The organism is Prevotella heparinolytica (assembly GCF_002998535.1).
Taxonomy (GTDB): domain Bacteria; phylum Bacteroidota; class Bacteroidia; order Bacteroidales; family Bacteroidaceae; genus Bacteroides; species Bacteroides heparinolyticus.
Map to the genome: position 1 here is coordinate 1,391,807 of NZ_CP027234.1, position 21,138 is coordinate 1,412,944.

The 21,138-nt window shown below is 47.8% G+C and carries 19 protein-coding genes; 10 read left to right on the forward strand and 9 right to left on the reverse strand.

Annotation, left to right across the window (positions count from 1 at the left end; genetic code table 11):
- Nucleotides 1-15: 15 nt before the first annotated feature.
- Complete coding sequence (locus C3V43_RS05710; protein ID WP_106068975.1) at nucleotides 16-3,132, forward strand: efflux RND transporter permease subunit; 3,117 nt, start codon at nucleotides 16-18, stop codon at nucleotides 3,130-3,132.
- 66 nt (nucleotides 3,133-3,198) lie between these two features.
- Nucleotides 3,199-4,422, forward strand: coding sequence for a TolC family protein (locus C3V43_RS05715; protein WP_106068976.1), 1,224 nt, complete (start codon nucleotides 3,199-3,201; stop codon nucleotides 4,420-4,422).
- Nucleotides 4,423-4,849: 427 nt separating this feature from the next.
- Here the strand turns inward: C3V43_RS05715 and C3V43_RS05720 are convergent, their stop codons facing one another.
- From C3V43_RS05720 to C3V43_RS05735, 4 genes are all read right to left on the reverse strand, one after another.
- A complete protein-coding gene (locus C3V43_RS05720; protein WP_106068977.1) occupies nucleotides 4,850-6,085 on the reverse strand; it encodes a serpin family protein in 1,236 nt (411 codons plus the stop codon).
- 126 nt (nucleotides 6,086-6,211) lie between these two features.
- Complete coding sequence (locus C3V43_RS05725; RefSeq protein ID WP_106068978.1) at nucleotides 6,212-7,714, reverse strand: methyltransferase RsmF C-terminal domain-like protein; 1,503 nt, start codon at nucleotides 7,712-7,714, stop codon at nucleotides 6,212-6,214.
- 82 nt (nucleotides 7,715-7,796) lie between these two features.
- On the reverse strand, nucleotides 7,797-10,220 hold the full coding sequence (locus C3V43_RS05730) for a TonB-dependent receptor (protein WP_106068979.1): 2,424 nt from the start codon (nucleotides 10,218-10,220) through the stop codon (nucleotides 7,797-7,799).
- Between the two features lie 190 nt (nucleotides 10,221-10,410).
- Nucleotides 10,411-10,746, reverse strand: a complete 336-nt coding sequence (locus C3V43_RS05735; RefSeq protein WP_106068980.1) for a DUF8478 family putative metalloprotein — start codon at nucleotides 10,744-10,746, stop codon at nucleotides 10,411-10,413.
- A gap of 697 nt (nucleotides 10,747-11,443) precedes the next feature.
- Here C3V43_RS05735 and C3V43_RS05740 point away from each other — a divergent pair.
- The 6 genes from C3V43_RS05740 to C3V43_RS05765 all read left to right on the forward strand — a co-directional run bounded on the left by C3V43_RS05740 (nucleotide 11,444) and on the right by C3V43_RS05765 (nucleotide 15,993).
- Nucleotides 11,444-12,184 (forward strand): DUF6249 domain-containing protein, encoded by a 741-nt coding sequence (locus C3V43_RS05740; protein WP_106068981.1) that lies wholly within the window; start codon nucleotides 11,444-11,446, stop codon nucleotides 12,182-12,184.
- Nucleotides 12,181-12,726 (forward strand): RNA polymerase sigma factor, encoded by a 546-nt coding sequence (locus C3V43_RS05745; RefSeq protein ID WP_106068982.1) that lies wholly within the window; start codon nucleotides 12,181-12,183, stop codon nucleotides 12,724-12,726. Before C3V43_RS05740 ends, C3V43_RS05745 begins: the two co-directional genes overlap by 4 nt.
- Complete coding sequence (locus C3V43_RS05750) at nucleotides 12,713-13,042, forward strand: DUF5056 domain-containing protein (protein ID WP_106068983.1); 330 nt, start codon at nucleotides 12,713-12,715, stop codon at nucleotides 13,040-13,042. The genes C3V43_RS05745 and C3V43_RS05750 overlap by 14 nt, the downstream gene beginning before the upstream one ends.
- A gap of 224 nt (nucleotides 13,043-13,266) precedes the next feature.
- Nucleotides 13,267-14,415, forward strand: coding sequence for a cardiolipin synthase (gene cls / locus C3V43_RS05755; RefSeq protein ID WP_106068984.1), 1,149 nt, complete (start codon nucleotides 13,267-13,269; stop codon nucleotides 14,413-14,415).
- 277 nt (nucleotides 14,416-14,692) lie between these two features.
- A complete protein-coding gene (locus C3V43_RS05760; protein ID WP_106068985.1) occupies nucleotides 14,693-15,487 on the forward strand; it encodes a thymidylate synthase in 795 nt (264 codons plus the stop codon).
- 17 nt (nucleotides 15,488-15,504) lie between these two features.
- Nucleotides 15,505-15,993, forward strand: coding sequence for a dihydrofolate reductase (locus tag C3V43_RS05765; protein ID WP_106068986.1), 489 nt, complete (start codon nucleotides 15,505-15,507; stop codon nucleotides 15,991-15,993).
- Nucleotides 15,994-15,995: 2 nt separating this feature from the next.
- Here C3V43_RS05765 and C3V43_RS05770 read toward each other — a convergent pair whose 3' ends face one another.
- On the reverse strand, nucleotides 15,996-16,472 hold the full coding sequence (locus C3V43_RS05770; protein WP_106070482.1) for an Lrp/AsnC family transcriptional regulator: 477 nt from the start codon (nucleotides 16,470-16,472) through the stop codon (nucleotides 15,996-15,998).
- Between the two features lie 232 nt (nucleotides 16,473-16,704).
- On the opposite strand from C3V43_RS05770, the gene C3V43_RS05775 reads away from it, so the two are divergent.
- Both C3V43_RS05775 and C3V43_RS05780 read left to right on the forward strand, forming a co-directional pair.
- Nucleotides 16,705-17,982 carry an IgA Peptidase M64 gene (locus tag C3V43_RS05775; RefSeq protein ID WP_106068987.1) on the forward strand — a complete coding sequence of 426 codons (1,278 nt, stop codon included), beginning with the start codon at nucleotides 16,705-16,707 and terminating at the stop codon, nucleotides 17,980-17,982.
- Between the two features lie 25 nt (nucleotides 17,983-18,007).
- Entirely contained in the window at nucleotides 18,008-18,544 is a 537-nt protein-coding gene (locus C3V43_RS05780; protein ID WP_106068988.1) for a GNAT family N-acetyltransferase, read from the forward strand.
- Between the two features lie 185 nt (nucleotides 18,545-18,729).
- On the opposite strand, the gene C3V43_RS05785 is transcribed toward C3V43_RS05780, so the two are convergent.
- Genes C3V43_RS05785 through C3V43_RS05800 form a run of 4 tightly spaced genes read right to left on the reverse strand, consistent with a single transcriptional unit; the run spans nucleotide 18,730 to nucleotide 21,126 of the window.
- On the reverse strand, nucleotides 18,730-19,194 hold the full coding sequence (locus tag C3V43_RS05785; RefSeq protein WP_007210400.1) for an ExbD/TolR family protein: 465 nt from the start codon (nucleotides 19,192-19,194) through the stop codon (nucleotides 18,730-18,732).
- Entirely contained in the window at nucleotides 19,194-19,784 is a 591-nt protein-coding gene (locus C3V43_RS05790; RefSeq protein ID WP_106068989.1) for an ExbD/TolR family protein, read from the reverse strand. The genes C3V43_RS05785 and C3V43_RS05790 overlap by 1 nt, the downstream gene beginning before the upstream one ends.
- A 35-nt stretch (nucleotides 19,785-19,819) precedes the next feature.
- A complete protein-coding gene (locus C3V43_RS05795) occupies nucleotides 19,820-20,305 on the reverse strand; it encodes a hypothetical protein (RefSeq protein WP_106068990.1) in 486 nt (161 codons plus the stop codon).
- Between the two features lie 5 nt (nucleotides 20,306-20,310).
- Nucleotides 20,311-21,126 carry a MotA/TolQ/ExbB proton channel family protein gene (locus tag C3V43_RS05800; RefSeq protein ID WP_106068991.1) on the reverse strand — a complete coding sequence of 272 codons (816 nt, stop codon included), beginning with the start codon at nucleotides 21,124-21,126 and terminating at the stop codon, nucleotides 20,311-20,313.
- Nucleotides 21,127-21,138 lie beyond the last annotated feature (12 nt).

The window sequence follows — 21,138 nt, forward strand, 5'->3', positions numbered from 1 at the left end:
ATAAATATAGCAAACGTGTTAAACAAGATAATCAGTTATTCGCTTAGCAACCGCATGCTGGTGTTGGCAGCATCCATGCTGTTGCTGATTGGCGGTACATATACCGCCATGCATACGGAAGTGGACGTGTTTCCCGACCTTAACGCACCTACGGTGGTCATCATGACCGAAGCCAACGGTATGGCGGCGGAAGAGGTGGAACAGCTTGTCACCTTCCCTGTTGAAACGGCCGTGAACGGTGCAACCGGTGTACGCCGTGTACGTTCCTCTTCCACAAACGGGTTTTCTGTTGTGTGGGTGGAATTTGACTGGGATACGGATATTTACTTAGCCCGTCAGATTGTCAGCGAGAAGCTCTCCATAGTCGGCGAATCATTACCGCCCAATGTGGGTAAACCGACATTAGGGCCACAATCGTCCATCTTAGGCGAGATGCTGATTGTGGGCCTGACAGCAGACTCTACTTCCATGCTGGATTTGCGCACCATCGCCGACCGCATCATACGTCCGCGCCTGCTCTCCACCGGAGGTGTGGCTCAGGTCGCCGTATTGGGTGGGGACATCAAGGAATATCAGATTCGATTAGATCCGGAACGGATGCGCCATTACGACATCAGTCTGGATGAAGTGATGGATGCAACACGCCAAATGAATCTGAACGCCAACGGCGGAGTGCTTTACGAGTATGGCAACGAATACATTGTACGCGGTCTATTGTCCACCGACCGCACGGAACGTATGGGCAAGGCCGTTGTGCGCAGCAAGGACGCTTCTCACGCCCCCGTCTTGCTGGAAGACATTGCCGACATCGGCACAGGAGCCAAACAGCCGCGGCTGGGTACTGCCTCGGAACGCGGTAAAGCAGCCGTGCTGATGACCGTCACCAAGCAACCCGCCACAAGTACTCTGGAGTTGACCGACAAACTGGAAACTTCACTGAAAGAGTTGCAAAAGAACCTGCCTCCCGACGTGAAAGTATCTACAGACATTTTCCGTCAAAGCCGTTTCATCGAAAGCTCCATCGGAAACGTACAAAAGTCGCTATTGGAGGGTGGCATCTTCGTTGTCATCGTCCTTTTCCTGTTCCTTGCCAATGTACGTACCACGGTCATCTCACTGGTATCGCTGCCCCTGTCGTTGATAGCCTCCGTTCTTGCCCTGCACTGCATGGGACTTACCATCAACACCATGAGCCTCGGTGGCATGGCCATCGCCATCGGCTCGCTGGTAGACGATGCCATTGTAGATGTGGAAAACGTGTACAAGCGGCTGCGCGAAAACCGGCAGAAGCCCGTCGAGGAACAACTGCCTATCACAGAAGTGGTGTTCAACGCCTCCAAAGAAGTACGCATGCCCATCCTCAACTCTACATTAATAATTATCGTGAGCTTCGTGCCCCTGTTCTTCCTGAGCGGAATGGAAGGCCGGATGCTCGTACCTTTGGGCATTGCATTCATCGTGGCACTGGCTGCCTCCACCGTTGTAGCACTGACCGTCACACCGGTACTCTGCTCCTTTCTGCTGGGAAAAGAAAATATCGGGAAAAAAGAAAGTGTAAATGATGAATCCGTCGTGGCACGCAAAATGAAAGAATGGTACGAGCAAGCGCTGACCCGGGTGTTAGCACACAATAGAAGCGTACTGGGAGGCAGCATCGTGCTGTTCATAACGGCACTTGCCTGTTTCTTCACTTTGGGACGCTCTTTTCTTCCTCCCTTCAACGAAGGTTCGTTTACCATCAACTTATCATCGCTCCCCGGAATCTCGCTGGAGGAGAGCGATAAGATGGGACGCCGTGCCGAAGAATTGCTGCTTTCCATTCCCGAAATACAGACCGTGGCTCGTAAAACGGGGCGTGCCGAACTGGACGAGCACGCCTTGGGCGTAAACGTTTCAGAGATTGAAGCTCCCTTTGAGCTGAAGAATCGTCCGCGTAGCGAGCTCGTGGCCGAAGTACGCGAGAAGTTAGGTAGCATCGTGGGAGCCAACATCGAAATAGGACAACCCATCAGTCACCGCATCGACGCCATGCTATCCGGAACGAAGGCCAATATCGCCATCAAGCTCTTTGGTGACGACCTGAACCGCATGTTCGCTTTAGGCAACGAAATCAAGAACGCCATTCAAGACATTCCCGGAATTGCCGACTTAAATGTGGAGCAACAGATCGAACGGCCGCAACTGATCCTTTCGCCCAAGCGGGAGATGCTTGCCAAATATGGCATTACGCTACCGAAATTCGCAGAAGCGGTCAACATTTGTCTGGCAGGCGAAACCGTCTCTCAGGTTTATGAAAAGACACAGAGTTTCGATATTACCGTCCGCATCAAAGAGGACTTTCGCAACGGGATGGAGCGAATAGGCAACCTGATGATCGATACGGGCGACGGACAGAAAATCCCGTTGAACTATGTGGCGGAAATCCGTTCTGCCATGGGGCCGAACACTATCAGCCGAGAGAACGTGAAACGTAAAATCGTCATCTCCGCCAATGTGTCGGACCGCGACCTGCGAAGTGTGGTGAATGACATACAGCAACGGGTGGACAACCAGATAAACCTGCCGGAAGGCTACCACCTTGAATATGGAGGCCAGTTTGAAAGCGAACAAGCTGCAAGCCGCACACTGGCACTGACCTCGTTCATATCCATCGTGGTCATCTTCCTGCTGCTTTATCATGAGTTCCGCAGCGTGAAAGAGAGTGCCATCATCCTCATCAATCTGCCATTGGCCTTGATTGGCGGTGTATTTGCCCTGCTTGTCACAACGGGCGAGGTCAGCATTCCTGCCATCATCGGGTTCATATCCTTGTTTGGCATCGCCACCCGGAACGGGATGTTGCTCATCAGCCACTACAAGCATCTTCAAGGAGAAGGTTACAGTCTGCACGACAGTATTGTACGCGGTTCGCTGGATCGTCTGAACCCGATTCTGATGACAGCCTTGTCGTCCGCTTTGGCACTCATCCCGCTGGCACTCGGCGGCGACCTGCCGGGCAACGAGATACAAAGCCCGATGGCCAAAGTGATTTTGGGCGGACTGCTGACCTCTACGTTCCTGAACGGGTTTATTGTACCGATAGTTTACAGCCTCTCCTCCATAGAGAGAGGAAAGAGATATCCGACTAAGTAAATACAAATTAAAAAAAACTCTCATCCTGCCCCCTCTACAGGAGAGGACAGGAGAGAGGCTTCCGTTATGAAACAGATTTTCCTACTCAGTGCAGCCATCCTCTCATTTGCAGGGATGCGCGCACAAACATCCGGCATGGATGACGTTCTTCGGCAGATAGAAGCCAACAATAAAGAGTTGCAAGCCAATGCGTACCTCATCGCTTCGCAGAAGCTGGAGAACAAGACCGACAACAACCTGCCCGACCCTACACTGTCTTATGCCCACCTATGGGATTCGGGCAGTAGCAATGAAACGGCCAGTGAACTGGTCGTCTCTCAAAGTTTCGACTTCCCCACCCTTTATGTGACGAGGGGAAAAATGAACCGCCTCAAGACAAATGCGCTCGACGCGCAAGCCACCGCTTTCCGTCAGCAGATATTGCTCCAAGCAAAAGAGGTATGCCTGGACATCATCATGCTGCAACGCCTGCAAAGCCTGCTCGACGAACGGTTGAAGAATGCAGAAGAACTATCTGCCTTGTATGCCCGACGGCTTAAAACAGGCGATGCCAATATCCTGGAAACCAACAAGATAAACCTGGAGCTACTGAATGTGCGAACGGAAGTCCGTTTGAACAAGATCGCCTTAGACAATAAGATAAAAGAGTTGGTCGCACTCAACGGGAATCGGTCGTTCGTGCCCGGACGTACCATGCCCGACAGCTATCCCACTGCCCGAACCCTCCATCTGACGGAATACCCGGCCGTTCCCCTGCCCGCAGATTTCCGTCCGGTTGTTGCCGAATTGCTGGCTTCCGACCCCACGCTGCAAGCTTTGCAAGGCGAAAGTTCTGCTGCCCGGCAACGTGCCTTGGCAAGCAGGCAAGGGTGGTTGCCGAAACTGGAATTAGGCTATCGTCGGAACACTGAATCGGGACGCCCACTGAACGGCGTGGTAGTAGGCTTCTCTTTCCCGATATTCGAAAATCGCAGCAAGGTGAAAATGGCCAAGGCACAAGTCCTCAACATTGATGCCCAGAGGGAGAATGCGACTTTTCAGGCCGGTTCCGCGCTATGGCAGCTTTACGAAGAGGCACGCAATCTGCACGCCTCGATGGAGGAATACGAACGCACCTTCGGCCAACAGCAAGACCTCGCCCTGCTGAAGCAAGCACTTGTGGGAGGACAAATCAGCATGATTGAGTATTTCGTGGAGGTATCCGTAGTCTACCAAAGCAAGACGAACCTGCTGCAATTGGAGAACCGCTATCAGAAAGCGATGGCACAAATCTACAAGAGCAGGCTGTAAAAGCCTGCTCACATTTCTCCATTCAGGTACTATCAAATCTATCATTCAACTAACAAAAAGTGCAATTCCGGATTTAAGCATGGGATAGAATCTTAAAAGCAGATTGTCCTGCCGGTTTTCGGCAGACGCCTTTCTATTTTGAAAAATCTCATCATTTCCTTCTCTTAAAGAACCGAGTAGAAAGGCAAGGCATAACCACTTCCGTATCGAGGGTACATCAGTCCTATACTGATGTAGGATCAGTCGTATACTGAAGGCACATCAGTCGTATACTGATCCTACCCCCTCTCAGAAGTACTTCTCGCAAGGGTATATCAGCATCCGGATTCGTTGCCGAAAAACACTTTCAAGGAGTAAACCATTATTACATATTTATTATTCTGCAATCAACTCTCATGGTCTCTTTAATGGAAGAGAGAAGAAGGATTTACAGCTTAGTGACCTTCCCCATGAAAAGGATGACTCCCGTGCTCTTTTCTTTTATCAGGAAGACAAAAGGACGATTGACGTGGAACGGTCTGGCTTGGATACTCGGTCCGGCAGAATTGGCCATGCCTGCAATAGTCACTGCTGCTGCCTCGGTGCCCTCCTCGTTCACCTTCACATAGGTGAACTGCTGCAGCAGGCCGATAAATAAGTCAGTGGCAGACATCTTGGAGAAATTGGCAACATTCCCATCGAAGGCATCTATCATTCCCAATGCCTTCATATCCTCTTTCAGGTCTTTGTCGTATTTCAACTCAAACCGGGGAAGCTTGACATTCAGTGATGTACCCGACAAACGGCTGTTCCACTCCTGCCAATGCTCTTTCGTCAGTTGAGGCAGGCACTCTTCCAGCGACTTACCTTCTGCAGGCAGAGCCACCACCATGCTGAAAGCCTCGTTCCCATAAGGAAATTCCGCCATGCCGAACCACTCGTTCTCGGTATAGTTGAAGCTTTTATTATCCAGATTCATCATCTGCACCGTAGACTTGCTTCCATCTTGGTTGGTGAACTGCTCTTGTGCGGTATTCGAGTTATTGAACCGAGTCGTCCAGTTTCCCTTAAAATAAAGTGCATTCAATAAATAGAGGCGTGCGTCGCCGGGAATTTCCTTCAGCACCTCCTTGATGCAGTTTTTCGTTTTCTCGGCACACCAGCCGTTTATCACGTCTACCGCTTTGGGAGAGGCGAAATCCAGCTCCTTCACCTGTGCGTCATACATCTTCTTGTTCACGTCTACGAAGTCGTCATACACTCCGAACCCCTGTTTTATCCAGATGGAATTGGCAATGCCCAGCTGAGTGGTATTGTCCAGATTGAGCAGGGCCGATGTCAGCTTTTGGTTATAGGCATTCATCTCGGCCGGCAGATAGTCGGAAAATCCAAGTGTGGCCAGCATCTCCTTCAACGTGTTATCGCTCGCCCCGTTGGCAACCATGGAGAGGCAGAGACTTGCACTCAAGGGAGAGATGAACAAGTTGGGCTTCTCATTCTCGGTCTTGCATACTTGATTGAAAAAGCGGAAAGCGAAATCATTCCCTTTATCCAGCATCTCTTGCTCGGCTCGAGTAAGGGTGATGTCTTTACGGGGTTGAGGTTGCGGAGTAGAATTCTCTTCATTTTGGCAAGCTGCAAAGATGCAAAGCAAACTTAATGCAGCAAATGTTTTCTTAAGCATAAGCAGATGGTATTAGTTTTTAAAAGATTATCTATATAGAGAAATACACAAACCGACAAAATACTGCATGCAATGGTGAGCGGAATAAGAAAATATTCTCCACCTCTCTATATTATAACGGGCAACCTACGACAACAATTCCATCAACTCCGAGATCTCCTCAGGCATGTAGCCGCTGCGGATGCGCCATTCCTGAGGATAGAGGTTGTTGGCGCGATTGCCGATGTTCTTGACAAATCCAAGAGGAATCTGCTTATATGTAAGCAACACGATGCCACGGGGAGCGGTTTCGGGAAGCATCACCACCTCCTTGCGCAAATAGGCAATGGCTTGCTCATAGCCGATTTCTTCGCAGACAAAAGCCGTCTGATTCAACACGGAACTCATGGCGAGCGCATGGGCGGGCAACCAGTCCTTACCTTTCAGTTCGGCAACGCTTATCCCCGCTTGTACGATGCGAAGCGATGAACGCAAAGCCGATAACTCCACGAGAAGTTTTTTAGAGAAAACACTGACGCTACCGCCGGCCGTCAGGAACTCATATTCATCCGGAGCGATGAGCCATTCGTGCAGTGCGGCAAGCTGCTCTTTGGAAACCCCACAGTTTTTCGTTCCTTTCCCCACAGAATTCCGTCCCTTTTCCCGCAGTTTGTCGTCTCTCTGCCCGGGGATTACGAATGCTCTGCCCCGGGCTTTTGGCTGCTCTGCCCACGCGTTTCCGATGTATTGCCCGGGTTTGCGGAGAACGGCCAGAAAAAAGCCCTCTCCTTCCGTCTTATGAGGCAGGAAACGATAAACCGGGAAATCTTCCGCACCCAACAGATTTCCGGTGATATGCCAGCCGGCAGAAGTCTCCAATGGCAGCACTTCAGCCCCGAAATCGTTCTGCATCAAACGGACATTCTCTTCATTCTCTTTCGTATTATAAGTACAGGTACTATATATAAGGATGCCGCCGGGTTTCAGGCATGGCCATATATCCGCAAGGATGCGGCGCTGACGCTGCCGGCATATCTCCACATTCTCCGGGCTCCATTCGCTCACGGCAACCGTGTCTTTACGGAACATCCCCTCGCCGGAACAAGGGACATCGGCCAATATCACATCGAAGAAATCTTCCAACGGCGAGAAATCCGCCGGGTCATTATTGGTCACCACTACGTCGGGATGTCCCCATTTCGTAAGGTTCTCCGCCAGAATCTGCGAACGGCTGCGGATTACCTCATTGGCGACCAGCAGACTGCCTTTCGGCAACAAACTACGGATAAGCGTCGATTTACCTCCGGGAGCAGCACAAAGGTCGAGCATCATCACCGGCTCTTCTGCAACATACTGTTTCAAGGCCTGCTCCACAAACATGGACGAAGCCTCCTGCACATAGTAGCAACCGGCATGAAACAACGGGTCGAAAGTAAAAGTCAGGCGATTGTCCAGATAACATCCGGTGGCCGACCAAGCCACCGGCCGCAAGGAGGTACGGAAAAGGCTGAACGAAGATTCGGGCAACTTATCTTCATTCAGCCGTATGCTGACCGGCTGCTCCTCTTCCAGAGTAGCAGCCAGTTTATCATATTCCTCACTTCCCCAAAGGGTACGCATATAGTTGGTGAAAGCCGAAGGTAACTCCATGATCAGAACTGTTTTAGGACAGCAAAGATAATGCAAAAATGTTTCACGGCAATCTGCCCGACGCTTTTTCCAAGAGTTGGTGTCAGAAGCTCAGCTTCAATCCCGCAAAGTAAGTGCGCGGAGTGCCGGGGCCATAAATGTAACCCGAATCACGACCGGCGCCTTTATCAAAATCCTTCTGATAGGAGTTGAAAATGTTCTGTACACCCACGTTAAGCTGCAAGCAGATGCCGGAGAAGTCGATATCGTATGTCAGTTTAGTTCCCAACTCGAAGAAATCCGGGCTCTTCACCAGTACATCCGCCGTTTTGTTAACCTCCGACAGCAAGTGGGGTACATACATCCGTCCGGTATAGTTGCCGTTCAGAGCAACAGAGAAAGCCTTCACAGGGGTGTATGCGGCGGTAAAGTACCCATACACATCGGGAGTGCGGAGTATCTTGTCGCTGTGACGCTCTGCCTCCGACAAATGGTCTTCATCCTCGCTCCACTTCACGGGCGAATCGTAGGTGCTGCGCTGCAAGGTCAGGCCTGCCTGCAACTGCACCTTGTCGCGATAGGCAATCTTGCCCTCCATCGTACCGCCATATACTTTGGCACCCGGTCCGTTAACACGCGTCTGTATCAGGTAGTTGCTGCCTTTGGGGTCTTTCATGGGGGGAGTCAGTACAAACGGGTCGATGAGCTTCGTATAGAATCCCTCCACCAAGAGGTTTACCTGAAAATTTCCGAAATAATGATACCAATCCACCGAGGCATTGACGCTGCGCGAGCGCTCTTCCTTCAGTCCTTTGGCACGTACGATGGACACCAGCTCACCGCCCACGTTGCTGATATGCAAATCTTCGTCGAATGCTTGTGGCGCACGGAAGCCTTCGGCATAGCTTAAGCGGATGTTCACATCCTGATTGGGGTTGTAGCGGATGTTGGCGCGAGGACTGAATACAGCTTTGTCCATGATGCTGTTCTTATCCATGCGGCCGCCAATCAAAAAGCTCCACTGCTCGTTTTTCCATTCGTTCTGCACATAAGCGCTTGCGACGTTCACAATCTGGTTCAACGGGGCGGGCGTATATTTGGCAATGAGTTGCTTCAGGCGGTCGCCCGTCGCATTGGGGTCTTCCTTCAAAGCGGCATCGCGGTATTTCTGCCTGTCCGTTGCCTTGTCGTGCAGGTTGTCGTGGTTGAACTCTATACCGCCGGTCAGGTCGGAAGGCATAAACAGACACTTGTCGAAGCGATAGATGTATTGCGCACCCAATACGCCGGTAAAATCGGTCGTCCTTCCATACGCGCTGTAATAACTGTCGCGTGCAATGTGCTGGGCAGAAGCATATGCGCTGAACGTATGCCTTTGATCTTTGGAGAAGGCGGTAAACTTCAGTCCACCGGTGTTGATAGAGTGCCTCAACTGCTCTACGAGTCCTTCTTCACCCGTACCGTTCAAGTCGGCATCTTCGGCGATATGGGGAGGCAGGTCGAAACCGCTTCCTCCGCGACGGAATTCTTCCATGTGGTGATATTCCAGACTTAATTTGGAGTAGGCGCTTGTTCTATAATAAGCATTCAGGCCGATGGTCTGATTTTTCAGTTTGGGCAGTTCGGAGAATCCGTCGCCGTTGGAATCCCATGCCGAACGGTGCCTGTTCTGTCCATATACATAAGCTCCCATTTTATTGTCCGAGGAGACAAGAGAGAGGTTCAACGCCGTATTGTTGTCGAACGAACCGGAGCCGTTGAAATTGGAAATGGTGTGAGAGAACGTGCCGGAATTGCGTACAGGCTCTTTCGTGAGGATGTTCACCGTTCCCGCAATGGCTGAAGAGCCGAACAAGGCGGAACCTCCCCCGCGCACCACCTCCACACGCTCTATCATATTGGCGGGAATCTGTTCCAGCCCGTAAACGCCTGCCAAAGCAGAGAAGATAGGACGGGAGTCTATCAATATCTGTGTGTATTTACCATTCAAGCCGTTGATGCGCACTTGCGAATAGCCGCAATTCTGACAGTCGGTCTCCACACGTACGCCGGGCTGAAACACCAGTCCTTGCGACAGCGTATGCGAGTTTGTCATTTCAAACAACTTCGGCGTAACGACCTTGACCAACGTAGGCGCCAGGCGGCGGGCGGTCTCATTGCGGTTAGCGGAAACAACCACCCCGTCCAGTGTCACCATATCCTCCTCCAATTCAAAATTCTCTTCCAGGGTTTTGCCACGTTTCAGGATGACCTTACGTTCTTGCGATTTATAGCCCACCGCACTGACCTGCAAGGTAAATTCTCCTTCGGGCAGATTCTTCAAGAAATAATGCCCGGTGGCATCGGTCATGGTTCCGATGGTGGTTCCTTTCAACGAAACAGACATGTAAGGCAAATGCTCGCCAGTGTTTTTTTCAATCACGTGACCGACGATATTGGCATCGGTGCTTTTCAAATCTTCGGCATAAACGGTGGGTGAGAGTAACAGACACAGCACTCCCATCACAAAACATATATATTTTTTCATTATTTTCTGAATTAAATAAATCTATAAAAAAGTTTTTGTTTTCTACTTCTTAAATACGAATGAAAAGACCCCACGAATTCCGGTACAATGAAGTGCTCCTCAAAAGTCGGACATAAAACTTCCGGGGTACAGTTCACAGCAGGACAAGCAGTTTTTTACTTCCGCCACACCGCATTCAGGGCTTTCGGTTTCAAAGAAGACAAGGAGGAGCGCGCAGACTGATGCCGTCGCAAGACCTGCGACATTTGATGCGTTCTGTGGCAAGCACAACAAGTACGCACAACAAAACGAAGAAGACAGATGCGGCTGCAGGGCATAAAGTAAGGGAGGGGGAAACAAAAGAAGCCAAATAAAGAATAGTCTCCAGCTGTACCTCGGTATGTTCATGTTCGCCCTGGAACGGATGGGAATGCACAATAATCACACCATTCACCACATGCGAGTGGGTAAACAGCGTAATTCCTCCCCAATAAACAATGAACAACAGAGGCAGGAACCATTTGATTATATTTCCGGACTTCTTCAACGTACCCTCTATAAAATTGAAGTGCGAAGGTAGTGGAATTTACAAAAAAACACAAATAAATGGCGCTGTTTCCGTAAACAGCAGTTGCAAAATACCTACTTTTTGTCATTGATTCCGGACGGGATACGGGCAACACTTCCAATCCCCGAAACCTTTCAGTAAAGGAAAACATTTACCTCTCAGAGAATTCTCTACCTGATTTCGGTATAGGCGGTTGCTTTTGCTGAAGATGAGAGGCTGCATCCTGTCGGAAAGATATTCCTTGAAAGCACCGGTTTACAGCGAGATCAGGCAGAAGAGAAGCGAGCCTTTCAGACCGACCGCCCTCCTCCTGTTTTGACAGATGCAATCCTTTGCCGTGACAGATGCAAGTGTTCAAGCCGACAGACACTTGTGTTTGACGTGACAGACACAAGTGTTTGAGTCGTCAGACACAAGCGTCTGACAAGGCAGATATAAATACCTTATAGCCAATAAGATCTGACTTTAAAGCACAAGCCCCCGGATGAGGTTATCTACCTACTTCTTATCCCGCACTCAGGTAATTCTCTGTCTACCTACATCAGTAGAAGACAAGTTTTTTATTGTCTTTTTCGTATCTGCGAATTATTTTTGCAAAAAACATCTGTTCTTTGCAACTTTACAGGGGAAACAATACGTCTAACGGACAAAGAAACAAATAAAAAAACATAGATTTATGAAACGCATCATTTTAGGCTTAATGCTTGCCATGACATTTTGCAGCTTGGCACAAGGGAAAAACAGAACCGTGAAAGAGAATGACAGTGAGGGAAACATCAAAAGAGTCATCGAACTGAGAGACACCATCGTCAATGGGGAAACCCAAACAGACACGCTCAGCATCATGACTTATGAGAACAGCAGCAAAGCAGGTGAAAACGATTCCTATCCGGACGACAGCCGGAAAGAAAGAAGAGAGCATCAGAGCGATTGGGGTTGGGATGAATTTGATCTTAACGGCAATGCTTCTGAAACATTGATTGCCATAACAGCCATCGTTTTCATATTCGGCCTGCCCCTGCTCATCATATTCACCATCTTCTTTTTCCGCTATAAAAACCGGAAAGCCAAATACCGGCTGGCGGAACAAGCCTTGACAAGCGGGCAACAACTGCCGGAGAACTTCTTTAAAGAAACGGCGGCAACGGATACGCGCACCAAAGGCATCAGCAACATATTCACCGGCATCGGCCTGTTCATCTTCCTCTGGGCCATCACCGGTAGGTTTGCCATCGGGTGCATCGGACTGCTGATCATGTTTACCGGTTTCGGGCAATTAGTCATCTATTACACACAATCGGGCAGCGATGGAAACCCCTCCATGCGCATAAAGAATGACGAGAATAGCGGGAAAAGCGACATCAAGACAGAAGGCATCGAAATCAGCAACCGCGAAAAGAAGAATGGGGAGAAATGAGCCAGCTCAATGACATATCGTTAGTCGCACAGGTCGTGGTATTTCACAACACCAAAGCTTTCGACCAGCTGGTGAAGAAATACCAATCGCCCGTGCGGCGGTTCTTCCTGCACCAGACCTGCGGCGACGGAGAATTGAGCGACGACTTGGCGCAAGACACCTTTATCAAAGCTTATACGAACATCGCTTCATTCAAAAATCTGTCCAGTTTCTCCACTTGGCTCTATCGTATTGCCTATAATGTTTTTTATGACTATATTCGCAGTCGAAAAGAAACGGATGATTTGGAGACATACCAAGTGGATGCCCAATGCAGCACACTGCAGAAAGACATCGGACAAGAAATGGACATCTATCGCGCATTGGCTTCGCTGAAAGAAATGGAACGCACCTGCATCACGCTCTTTTACATGGAAGACCAAAGCATCGAGAAGATTGCGGGTATCACCGGATGCCCCACGGGAACGGTAAAAAGCCACCTCTCGCGGGCGAAAGAAAAAATGGCTTCCTATTTAAAACAAAATGGTTATGATGGAAAATGATAATGACAAACTCCTGACCTCGTTCTTCGCCGAACATCGGCAAGAAATAGCCGACAACGGGTTCAGCCGCCGTGTGCTACGCCGCTTGCCCAACCGCAGCCAACGCCTGTCTCGGGTTTGGAGCATCTTCTGTTTCACGCTTGCCCTTGTGTTGCTCATCACTCTTGACGGACTGCAAGCAATACTCAACACGCTACGCGAGACTTTCCAAGCAATAGTGCAATGCGGGGCAGCAGAACCTGATCCTAAATCTTTGGCAATAGCCGGAATAGTATTACTTTATTTGGTTTACCACAAGGTTTCCTCATTGGCATAGAGGACACCGCATGGTTTCTACAGCACAAGCTTTCCAACCCCATGGCACAGGCAGGGAAAGCCGATTTTCCTATTCAACAGATATGGATTTCAAGGTTTTTATGTACCTTTGCCCACTCTAAAATGAAATAAGGAAATCCGGATTTGAAGCATCTTCTACTTATTATATTATTTATTCTCTCTGCTTGTAATATTCAGGCGCAAACAGCGAGCGACACCATTGTGATGAACTATCTGAAAGGGATGGAAGCTCCTGTCACACGCAACAATGAGGTAAAACTTCTGATGAGCGGCCGCGAAAAGTTTACCGATCTCTTCGAAAGCATTCACCATGCCCGGCATCATATTCATCTGGAATACTTCAACTTCCGAAACGACTCCATAGCCAACGTATTGTTCGAACTTCTGGCCCAAAAAGCCGGCGAGGGTGTGGAGGTGCGTGCCATGTTCGATGCTTTCGGCAATTGGTCCAACAACCGTCCTCTGAAAAAGCGCCACCTTCGGTCTATCAGAGCACGAGGCATTGAAATAGTGAAGTTCGACCCCATCACTTTTCCTTGGATAAACCATGCCGCGCACCGGGACCATCGAAAGATAGCAGTAATCGATGGGCAAATAGGCTATACCGGCGGCATGAACATCGCCGATTATTACATCAACGGCTTACCCAAAATCGGTAACTGGCATGATATGCACCTGCACCTCGAAGGGGATGCCGTGCGTTATCTGCAAGGCATCTTCCTGACGATGTGGAACCGGGAAACAGGGCAACACGTCGGAGGTCCGGCATACTTTCCCGACACCCCTCAATTCCCCGACAGCATCGCCGAAGAAATAGCCGTCGTGGACCGTACTCCACGAGAAACGCCCCGCTCCATCAGCCATGCTTATGCAGCTTCTATCCAAGCCGCACAAAAAAGCATCCGAATCGTGAACCCCTACTTCGTGCCGACCAAGTCAATCCGCCAAGCCATAAAAAACGCCCTGAAGAAAGGTGTTGAAGTAGAAATCATGATACCCGCCGTGTCGGATATTTACTTTACCCCCGAAGCCTCATTCCATATCGCGCACAAGCTAATGAAGAAAGGAGCCAAAATTTATCTCTTCAACGGCGGTTTCCACCATTCCAAAATCATGATGGTGGACGGCAGCTTCTGCACCGTGGGCACTGCCAACCTCAACAGCCGCAGCCTGCGCTACGATTATGAGACAAATGCATTCATCTTCGACCCTGCAACCACCTGCCAACTGGACAAAATGTTTGAGCGAGACAAACTAAACAGCACGCTGATGACACCCGAATATTGGAAGAAACGCCCGACATGGAAGAAGTTCGTGGGCTGGGTGGGTAATCTGTTGACCCCTTTCTTATAATACACTACTGATAATAAGCATCTTACACTTGTACAAGTGAGGGACTGTAAGTTCGACTGTTGTCGTACTGTAAGTTCGACCGAAGTCGTACTGTAAGTTCGACTGTTGCCGTACTGTAACTTCGACCGAAGCCCCACTGTAAGTTCGACCGAAGCCCCACTGTAACTTCGGCTGAAGTCAAACGTAAAACGCCGGTAGCATAAGTGTCCTCTCTTTTCTTTGGTAAATTCTTTAAAAGCACTAACTTTGCCTCAATAAACTCAATGGTAATCTCTCAATGAAACAATATTTAGACCTGCTCAACCGTGTACTGGCCGAAGGAACGGAAAAAAGCGATCGCACCGGCACCGGTACTATCAGCATATTCGGGCATCAGATGCGCTTCAATCTGGATGAAGGCTTTCCTTGTCTGACAACCAAAAAACTGCATCTGAAATCCATCATACACGAACTGTTATGGTTTCTTCAAGGAGATACCAACGTGAAATATCTGCAAGATAACGGCGTACGCATCTGGAACGAGTGGGCGGACGAGAACGGTGACTTGGGGCATATTTACGGTTATCAATGGCGGTCGTGGCCGGACTATAAGGGAGGGAGCATCGACCAAATCAGCGAAGCAGTGGAATCCATCAAACGCAATCCCGACTCACGCCGGATTATAGTCAGCGCATGGAACGTAGGCGATTTGAACAATATGAACCTGCCTCCATGCCATGCCTTCTTCCAATTCTACGTTGCCAACGGGAAATTGAGCCTGCAATTGTACCAGCGCAGTGCAGACATTTTCTTAGGAGTACCTTTCAACATCGCATCCTACGCCTTGCTCTTGCAGATGATGGCACAAGTAACCGGATTGGAAGCCGGCGACTTCATCCACACGCTGGGAGATGCTCATATCTATCTCAACCATTTGGAACAGGTAAGGCTACAACTGACGCGCGAACCACGGAAACTGCCGCAAATGAAAATCAATCCGGATGTAAAAAGCATTTTCGATTTCAAATTCGAAGACTTCGAGCTGGTCAATTACAACCCACACCCGCATATTGCAGGAAAAGTATCAATATAAAACAGATTGAAAGAATTATGGTAAGTATCATCGCCGCCATCGACCGCCACATGGGCATCGGTTATCAGAACAAACTGCTGTTTTGGCTTCCGAACGATTTGAAACGCTTCAAGGCCCTAACCACCGGAAACACAATCATCATGGGCAGAAAAACATTCGAATCTTTGCCGAAAGGAGCTTTACCCAATCGGCGCAACATAATTCTCACTTCCCGCAAAGATGCGGTTTACCCCGGAGCGGAAGTTTTTTCTTCACTGGAAGATGCATTGAACAAATGTAGACCCGACGAACATATTTACATCATTGGCGGTGCAAGTGTTTATCGTCAGGCGCTCCCCATTGCCGATGCCCTCTGCCTGACAGAAGTAGATGCAGAAGCTCCTCAGGCCGATGCTTACTTTCCGGCAGTGGATTCGGAAATATGGCAAGAAAAAAGCAGGGAGTCTCACTTTGCAGATGAGAAACATCCCTACCCTTATGCCTTTGTCGACTATATCCGCCGATAAAATCAATCTTTCCCTTCTTCTATCTCTATCGGCATCTGACGCTTGATGGCTTCGTGGAATGAAATCAAGGTTTCAGTACGTGCCAGTCCCAACGGCTGCAACTTATCGTGTATGATGCTCAGCAAATGGTGGTTGTTGCGGGCATAGAGTTTTATAAACATATCGTATTTGCCCGTCGTGAAATGACATTCCACAACTTCCGGAATAGCTTCCAAGGCCTTCGTCACTGCATCGAAAGAGGCGGGATCCTGCAAGAAAATGCCAATATAAGCACACGTTTCATAACCTATCTTTTCAGGATCGATGACATATTCAGAGCCTTTCAATATACCCATGTTAGTAAGCTTCTGAATGCGCTGATGAATGGCTGCTCCCGACACATTGCAGGCTCTGGCCACTTCAAGAAAAGGAATACGTGCATTATCGGCAATAAGCTTCAATATCTGCTCGTCTAAAGTATCCAATTGATGATGTCCCATTTTAAGTTTTAAATGATTAATAATCCGATAATCTCCGTATATCCATACAGAGACATGCAAAGTAACTATTTTTTCGCCAATAAAGATACGGTTTATTACTTTATCTTGCAAAAAAAGAATAATATTTCCATCCCAAATGCCCAAATAGACGCAGCCCCTATCTCTTACGAACGAAAAATTGCAGATAAACTTAAAAAAACATATCTTTGTGGCAACACCAATTACAGATGCCATGAAAAAATATACCTTATTTTTATTATGTATAGTTGCAGCGTCAGCTATGCGTGCCCAAAGTTTTGCCCACTATTTTGCGGATAAGTCTCTGCGTGTAGATTATATCTTCACCGGAAATGCCAACAAACAGGAAATATGCGTGGATGAATTGTCTTCTCTCCCCGGCTGGGCAGGAAGAAAGCACCACTTAGCCGAACTTCCGCTACAAGGAAACGGACAAATCGTAATGCGCGATGTGATGAGTGACAGCATAATCTATAAAACCTCGTTTTCTTCGCTCTTTCAGGAGTGGTTGGAGACAGACGAAGCACAAAGCGTAAGTAAAGGGTTTGAAAATACATTTCTCCTCCCTTACCCGCTGCGTCTGGCTGAGATAGAAATCAAAATCCTCGACCCACGCAAAAACACCCGTACCAGCCTGAAGCATTTGGTCAACCCCGACGATGTCCTGATACATCAGAAAGGAACAGCCCATGTCACGCCACATTCCTATTTGCTGCAAAATGGCAGCCCGGATAAATGTATAGACATTGCCATTCTTGCAGAAGGATATACCCTTGATGAAATGCCGCTATTCCATCAAGACGCAACCATAGCCTTCGAAGCCCTGTTCTCGCACGAGCCTTTTCAATCCATGAAAAAGCATTTCAATGTTGTGGTGGTGAACAGCCCATCGGAAGACAGTGGAGTGAGTGTACCCCGTCTCGGAGAGTGGAAAAGAACGGCATTCAGTTCACATTTCAGTACATTCTACTCTGACAGATACCTGACAACCTCACGCGTCAAATCCATACACGATGCCCTGGCGGGTATTCCATACGAACATATCATTATCCTGGCCAATACAAAAGAATATGGCGGAGGCGGCATCTACAACTCCTATACATTGACAACAGCCCATCACTCCATGTTCCGCCCTGTTGTAGTACACGAGTTCGGACACAGCTTCGGCGGACTGGCAGATGAATATTACTACGACAACGATGTGATGACAGACACCTATCCATTGGACATAGAGCCGTGGGAACAGAATATCACTACACAGACAAACTTTGCATCCAAATGGCAAGACATGCTGGTGAAAGGAACTCCTATTCCTACTCCCGTTGCTGATAGTAAGAAATTTCCCGTAGGTGTATATGAAGGAGGTGGATACTCTTCCAAGGGTATTTATCGACCGGCAGACAACTGCCGCATGCGTACCAACGAATGTCCGGAGTTCTGTCCGGTTTGCCAGCGAACCATTCGTCGTATCATCCGGTTCTATACCGAATAAGTTCAAGAAAGGATTTAAATCGACAATGATAAGACTGCAACGCATAACAACAGCCGACACAACCTTGTATCACTACATGGAAAGACTTATGATTGCTTCCTTCCCTCTGGAAGAGTATCGGGAACCTGAGGAGCAGCGCAAGAACACAGACACTCAAACTGCGTTTCATAGCAACATCATTTTCCAAGATAACGAACCGATAGGTTTCATTACCTATTGGGACTTTGAACAGTTTTATTACATAGAGCATTTTGCCATCTCCCCCGAACATCGCAACGAAGGGCATGGTAAGAATGTGTTGAAGCACTTATGCCGACAGTTAGAACGCCCCATCGTGTTGGAAGCAGAAATGCCAAAGGAAGAAATAGCACAACGTCGCATTCTGTTTTACCAACGCAATGGCTTCTCCTTATGGGAGAAACCTTATCAGCAGCCACCCTACAAGGCAGGCGACAGCTATCTCCCCATGCGGCTCATGGTACATGGAGACATGCGATGCAGCGATTCTTTTGATATCGTAAAGGAACGCATCTACCGCGAAGTCTACAATATAAAGCAATAACAGGCACTTGACGAAGCACCTGTCCACAATTGGAGAAAGGGGGGCATACTGCAAAAAATAACTTGGAGGGGAGGAATCTCACTCCCATAACAGACTTTCCAGGATACTCCAATAATTAGTGTGCATAAAAAATAAAGGTCGCTTGGCATTCCAAACGACCTTTATTATAATTAAACCGAGACTACTTACTGACGCGGTTGCGCAGAGTAGTTAAGTTTCAATGCATAAGCTTTACGAAGAGCTTCTTTGATATCTGTCACGATACCCATCTTCGTATCTTGGTCTACTTTTAAAGAAACAGTCATTTGCGGCTGATCTTCCTCTTTCATACTGGCACGTTCACCAATAATGTAATCCTGAATTTCAGCAACTTCAGCATAGCTGTCGTTCAATTGGATACGGCTCTCATTACCTAATTTCTTACGAAACTCAGCAGTAGGTTTTCCTACGTAGATAAACGTAACCAAAGATTTCTTTTCAAGTTTTTCCAATTCTGTGGCTTGCGGAACCTTAAACTCAACCTTTAATGTTACCTCACGCATCGTTGTTACAATCATGAAGAAGAACAACAAGGTGAAGATAAGGTCAGGCAGAGAAGAAGTGTTCAACGCCGGCATCTCACGTTTACCAGTCTTATTAAATTTTCCCATTACTTCTTTTCTCCGTACTTTTTAGGTTCTGCCTCAGAAATCTTCTGAGAATATATTTCACGAATTGCATCTTGTTGCTCTGCATCCAAATCTGCATATTTCTTCTGCCATTTTTCCTGAGCCAGTTCATCGCGCAACTCATTATAAGCTGCCACTAACTCGTTCTGTACGGCCAAATACGCCTTATATGAAGAGCCACGGTCACAACGCAAAGAAATCACATGCCCATCCGTAACTTGAACAGTACCGAAGAAAGCAACATTCTTAGAGATCTTTTCCGGTTTTGTTTCATCATTATACGGGTTAGCAATAAACTCTTTCGTTTTTGCACGCAATTGGTCTACACTGATATATTCATTACCACACATTAACTGGTCGTTCATATTCAGGAAGACTTGCAATACGTTACGTTCTTTCTTCTTCACATCATCCATTTTCTGTTCTTTTTCTGGCGGAGGTGGCAAACGTCTTGCCAAACCACGGTCAGTATCCATAGATGTTGTAATCAAGAAAAAGATCAGCAACAGGAACGCAATATCCGCTGTAGAACTGGAGTTAATATCAGGTACTTTTCTTTTTCCTTTTGCCATTGTAATTACTTTTAGATCGGGATTGCCCCAATTAGTTATGATAATCTCTTCTTAACACTACTAAAGATGATAGCAAGCACTGTTGCACCAAACAATATGTAGATAGAGTAAAGGAACATATCAGTAATCTTCAACCAGAAAGGAACATTATCTGCACCATCATAACCCGGAATATTGAGCGGTTGCTCACTACCCATAACCCAAGCTACAATAACCACTGCAGCTAATATTATTACACCGACTAAAGACTTCAATGCTTTTCCCGGGTTATCTTTCAAGGCCGAACCAAATTGGAACAAGAAAGCAACCACCGTAGCAACCACTGCCAAAAAGAGCAAACCGTACATCAAGAAGATCAAACTGTCTGTTTGAGCCGGTTGCCACATTTCTGCGTCAACGCTCGCCAATACTGCATCGCCCTGAGCATCTCCACCGAAATAGAACAAGCCCAACACTGCCAAAATGACAGCAAACATGGCGTAGAGTATGTAATATGATACTTTATATGATAACTTAGCCATCTTAATTATTTTTTGTATTTCAAGTCATATTTGATAACCATATCCAACAGAGAGATAGAAGAGTCTTCCATTTCACTTGTCAGAGCTTCAATCTTAGACAGGATGTAGTTATAGAACACCTGCAGAATCAAAGCAACGATCAAACCGAAGATAGTAGTGATCAAAGCAACCTTCATACCACCTGCTACAACCGTCGGAGAGATATCACCTACTTGTTGGATTTTATCAAATGCCTGAACCATACCGATTACAGTACCCAAGAATCCCAAAGACGGAGCCATTGCAATGAACAATGTGATCCAAGAGCAACCTTTTTCCAAATAACCGGCTTGTACACCACCGTAAGATACTACAGATTTTTCTACTACATCAATACCTTGATCGATTCTCATCAGACCCTGATAGTAGATAGAAGCGATAGGACCTCTTGTGTTGCGTGCAATGTCTTTAGCGGCTTCAACGTCACCTTTTTCCAAAGCAGCCTCAACAGCAGCCATAAACTTCTTAGTATTAATTTCAGCCAAGCTCAAGTAAATAATACGTTCAATACAGAAAGCAAGACCGATAACCAATGCGATGGCAACCAAGCTCATGAAAGAAGCAGTACCTTCAATAAACTTTGTTTTGAGTTCTTTATGAATACCACCTTCTTCACCTTCAACAACAGCAGGAGCAGCAGCTTCGTCAGCAGCGGATGCTACAGCAGCAGCTTCAGCTTGTTCCGTTTGTTCAGCAGCAGGAGCTTCTTGAGCCTGAGCAAGTTGAGTTGAGCCAAATGTTAAGACTCCCATCACAGCAACAATTGCAAATAACTTTTTCATTGTGTGTCTAAT

Bases quoted from the DNA above. Each gene is read 5' to 3' on its own strand.
- C3V43_RS05715 (WP_106068976.1), top strand. From the start codon at position 3,199: ATGAAACAGATTTTCCTACTCAGTGCAGCCATCCTCTCATTTGCAGGG.
- C3V43_RS05720 (WP_106068977.1), bottom strand. From the start codon at position 6,085: ATGCTTAAGAAAACATTTGCTGCATTAAGTTTGCTTTGCATCTTTGCA.
- C3V43_RS05725 (WP_106068978.1), bottom strand. From the start codon at position 7,714: ATGGAGTTACCTTCGGCTTTCACCAACTATATGCGTACCCTTTGGGGA.
- C3V43_RS05730 (WP_106068979.1), bottom strand. From the start codon at position 10,220: ATGAAAAAATATATATGTTTTGTGATGGGAGTGCTGTGTCTGTTACTC.
- C3V43_RS05740 (WP_106068981.1), top strand. From the start codon at position 11,444: ATGAAACGCATCATTTTAGGCTTAATGCTTGCCATGACATTTTGCAGC.
- C3V43_RS05745 (WP_106068982.1), top strand. From the start codon at position 12,181: ATGAGCCAGCTCAATGACATATCGTTAGTCGCACAGGTCGTGGTATTT.
- C3V43_RS05750 (WP_106068983.1), top strand. From the start codon at position 12,713: ATGATGGAAAATGATAATGACAAACTCCTGACCTCGTTCTTCGCCGAA.
- cls (WP_106068984.1), top strand. From the start codon at position 13,267: ATGAACTATCTGAAAGGGATGGAAGCTCCTGTCACACGCAACAATGAG.
- C3V43_RS05760 (WP_106068985.1), top strand. From the start codon at position 14,693: ATGAAACAATATTTAGACCTGCTCAACCGTGTACTGGCCGAAGGAACG.
- C3V43_RS05765 (WP_106068986.1), top strand. From the start codon at position 15,505: ATGGTAAGTATCATCGCCGCCATCGACCGCCACATGGGCATCGGTTAT.
- C3V43_RS05770 (WP_106070482.1), bottom strand. From the start codon at position 16,472: ATGGGACATCATCAATTGGATACTTTAGACGAGCAGATATTGAAGCTT.
- C3V43_RS05775 (WP_106068987.1), top strand. From the start codon at position 16,705: ATGAAAAAATATACCTTATTTTTATTATGTATAGTTGCAGCGTCAGCT.
- C3V43_RS05780 (WP_106068988.1), top strand. From the start codon at position 18,008: ATGATAAGACTGCAACGCATAACAACAGCCGACACAACCTTGTATCAC.
- C3V43_RS05785 (WP_007210400.1), bottom strand. From the start codon at position 19,194: ATGGGAAAATTTAATAAGACTGGTAAACGTGAGATGCCGGCGTTGAAC.
- C3V43_RS05790 (WP_106068989.1), bottom strand. From the start codon at position 19,784: ATGGCAAAAGGAAAAAGAAAAGTACCTGATATTAACTCCAGTTCTACA.
- C3V43_RS05795 (WP_106068990.1), bottom strand. From the start codon at position 20,305: ATGGCTAAGTTATCATATAAAGTATCATATTACATACTCTACGCCATG.
- C3V43_RS05800 (WP_106068991.1), bottom strand. From the start codon at position 21,126: ATGAAAAAGTTATTTGCAATTGTTGCTGTGATGGGAGTCTTAACATTT.